Below are 2,143 nucleotides of genomic sequence, written 5' to 3' on the forward strand. Positions count from 1 at the left end.
TGCCTTGTTCCCATTGATCTATAGTGAGAAATAGCTGGATTTACAAGTTTATTGTCTATAATAATAGCACTTCCTCTTTTTTCTCCATACTTGACCAAGAAAAAATCTTTATATTCTGGAGCTAAAAAAGCTTCATATAGAGCTTCAGCTCTAATTTCAGTTTCTACAAATACGTATCCTGAAAATTTATCCATGATAGATTTCTTTAAAATTAGAAATCTATCCTCTTTAAATAAATCTAGTGATTTTTTTACAATAAATTCATTAGTTACAACTACACCAACACCTAATATTTTCTCAGGTAAAACTTTATTTTCTTTTGCAAGTTTTTCAATAAATTCAAGCAAAGCTTTTAAATACTCGTCAAAATCACCATTATAGTTATTTTTAAATTTCAGCTCCCCTAAAATATCATTTTTTAAATTTGTTAATATAACCTTTGTAAAATTCTCCTCTATTAATACACCCATAGAATAAAATCTTTCATAATTTATAACTAATAGATTTTTTTTTCTATTATTTTCATCTATATATTTTTTTTCAACAAGTATATTATCCCCAAGTAATTTTTTAGAAATTTTTGTTAAAGCCGCTGGTGAAACCATTATATTTTCAGCAATCTCTAACTTATTAGACCCACCACATTGATTAATAAATTTTAATAAATTTGTAATGTTTTTATTTTGACTTTTAAAATCCATCCCCGACTCCTTTATTTTTTTATTGACAAACCCTTTTTTTTAATGTATATTTTACCTTGTAAAACACATATCGTTTTTTCGAGATATTTTTTTTACCAAATTAAATAAAAATAATATATCTTTATTTAATTATATCATAAATCAATAATAAGGTGCTAAACTTATTATATAAATAGCCAGCAACCCTCCAGTTGATTGGTTAGAAACCCGTTTTAAGAAGAGATGTTCCCGTCATCTCTTCTTTTATTTTTATTGCTTTTTTATTTTTTTTTGTTACAATTTTATTATCTTAAAATATTTTAGGAGGTAAAAATGAAAATTAAACCTATTGGTAAAAGAATTCTTGTTAAAACTATAAATTTAGAAGAAAAAACATCTACAGGAATTATATTAATTCAAAATAACGAGGAAAAAAATTATAGAGTTGGAGAAATAATCTCTTTAAGCTCTAATTCTGAAGTAAACTCTTTATTTAATATTAATGATAAAGTTATTTTTTCTAAAAAATCTGGAGTTAAAATTAATGATTCTTCTAAGGAACAAATTTTATTAGAGCTAGATGAAATTCTTGGTATTATTGAAGAATAGTAGAAAAGCCCATCCTTACGACGGGCTTTTTTTATTAAAACTCTTTACCACCTGAAACTTTAACATCTACTTTATATTTATTTAATGCTTGAACTGCACACTCTAAAGCTTTTGTTATAGTTGTAACTTCCATGTAAGGCATATTTTTCTTATCAACAACTTGCTCTGTTATGTAAGGAACATGAATAAATCCACCTTTTACATTTAAATTGTTTTTTGATATATAATAAAGCAATGAGTACATTATATGATTACATACATATGTTCCAGCTGTATTTGAAACTGAAGCTGGTATTTTTGCTAACTTAATCTCTTCAACGATTCCTTTAATAGGAAGTGTTGCAAAGTAAGCATTTTCTCCATCCTCATAAACTGGAGTATCGATTGGTTGATATCCTTCATTATCTGGAATTCTACCATCATCCATATTAATAGCTACTCTCTCAACTGACATATCGTATCTTCCACCAGCTTGTCCAATACATATAACAGCATCTGGTTTATGCTCTTCTATTCCTGCAAATAGTTTTTCAGCTGATTTTTTGAAAACTGTTGGTATTTGTAATTTTATTACCTCTATACCATCAATATTATCTTTCATTGCCTTCACTGCTTCCCACGCTGGATTTATACTTTCTCCTCCAAATGGATCAAAACCTGTAATTAAAACTTTCATTACACTACCTCCTAAAAATTAAAATGCTAAGAAATACATTAATACAACATGTATTGCAAGAAGAGGTACCGCTACACCTACTTGCTTTAATATTACACCATTTTTATTTTTCATCTCTAGTATCGATGCTGGAACTATATTGAAGTTAGCTCCCATTGGTGTTAATAAAGTTCCACAG

The 2,143-nt window shown here is 27.2% G+C and carries 4 protein-coding genes; 1 reads left to right on the plus strand and 3 read right to left on the minus strand.

Annotation, left to right across the window (positions count from 1 at the left end):
• Positions 1 to 701: hypothetical protein (locus tag ACRCYC_RS15345; RefSeq protein WP_438532748.1), on the minus strand; the 701-nt coding region annotated here is incomplete at its 3' end.
• Positions 702 to 1,013: 312 nt separating this feature from the next.
• Between ACRCYC_RS15345 and ACRCYC_RS15350 the strand changes: the two genes are divergently transcribed.
• Positions 1,014 to 1,289, plus strand: coding sequence for a hypothetical protein (locus tag ACRCYC_RS15350; protein ID WP_332484153.1), 276 nt, complete (start codon positions 1,014 to 1,016; stop codon positions 1,287 to 1,289).
• A 34-nt stretch (positions 1,290 to 1,323) separates the two neighbouring features.
• Here the strand turns inward: ACRCYC_RS15350 and pcp are convergent, their stop codons facing one another.
• Together pcp and ACRCYC_RS15360 are read right to left on the minus strand one after the other, a co-directional pair.
• Positions 1,324 to 1,965, minus strand: a complete 642-nt coding sequence (pcp, locus tag ACRCYC_RS15355; protein ID WP_438532749.1) for a pyroglutamyl-peptidase I — start codon at positions 1,963 to 1,965, stop codon at positions 1,324 to 1,326.
• An 18-nt stretch (positions 1,966 to 1,983) separates the two neighbouring features.
• The coding region (locus ACRCYC_RS15360; protein WP_438532750.1) for a 5-oxoproline transporter, DUF979 family subunit at positions 1,984 to 2,143 on the minus strand (160 nt) is incomplete at its 5' end.

The sequence above is a fragment of the Paraclostridium sp. genome, assembly GCF_051657365.1.
Lineage (GTDB): Bacteria > Bacillota > Clostridia > Peptostreptococcales > Peptostreptococcaceae > Paraclostridium.

Coding starts and splice junctions, on each gene's coding strand:
- ACRCYC_RS15350 (WP_332484153.1), top strand. CDS start 1,014: ATGAAAATTAAACCTATTGGTAAAAGAATTCTTGTTAAAACTATAAAT.
- pcp (WP_438532749.1), bottom strand. CDS start 1,965: ATGAAAGTTTTAATTACAGGTTTTGATCCATTTGGAGGAGAAAGTATA.